The organism is Weissella cibaria (assembly GCF_004521965.1).
Classification (GTDB): Bacteria; Bacillota; Bacilli; order Lactobacillales; family Lactobacillaceae; genus Weissella; species Weissella cibaria_A.
Map to the genome: position 1 here is coordinate 1 of NZ_SDGK01000034.1, position 651 is coordinate 651.

1 pseudogene is annotated in these 651 nt (G+C 42.1%); it reads left to right on the top strand.

The annotated features are described in order from the left end of the window. Positions 1-86 precede the first annotated feature (86 nt). Positions 87-651, top strand: a pseudogene (locus EST42_RS05310) (IS1182 family transposase); the annotation flags it as partial.

Below are 651 nucleotides of genomic sequence, written 5' to 3' on the forward strand. Positions count from 1 at the left end.
CGGATGAAAATAAAGTAGCTATGTGGCTAACCCAAGGACAAGTTCCATCATATCGAGCAATCAATCGTTTTAGAGTTGATGGTCGTATGGAACAAATTATCTTAGAGATGTTTACAAAGTTGCGTGAGCAATTAGTCGCCGCAGGCGCCATTGATGATGTCGTGTTTATCGATGGGACGAAGATTCTGGCTAACGCTAACAAATACTCGTTTGTTTGGCGTAGAAACACCATTCGCTTCAGCGAACTGAACAAAGCCAAAGCAGTTTCGCTTCTCGAAGAAATCAAAGCATCACAAGCGGACTTCTTTCATGAAGAAACCGAATTGTTGTTTGATGATATGGATGATGTTATTGTATGCTTAGAGATGCACATTGATGAGCTAGACCGAGCTGTGGAAGAAACCAAAAAGGTATCACCAAATCCAGCTAAACAAAAACGACGCACTGTGAAGTCTCAAACTCGCAAGCTGAAAGAAATTCGTGATAAGAATGTGCAATACGAAAATCAAATGGTTACGTTCGGTAACCGTAACAGCTATTCTAAAACAGATACCGACGACACGTTTATGCGTGTAAAGGAAGACCCAATGATGAATGGCCAGCTCAAGCCGGCCTACAATGTACAAGCTGCCGTCAGCAATCAACTGGTTA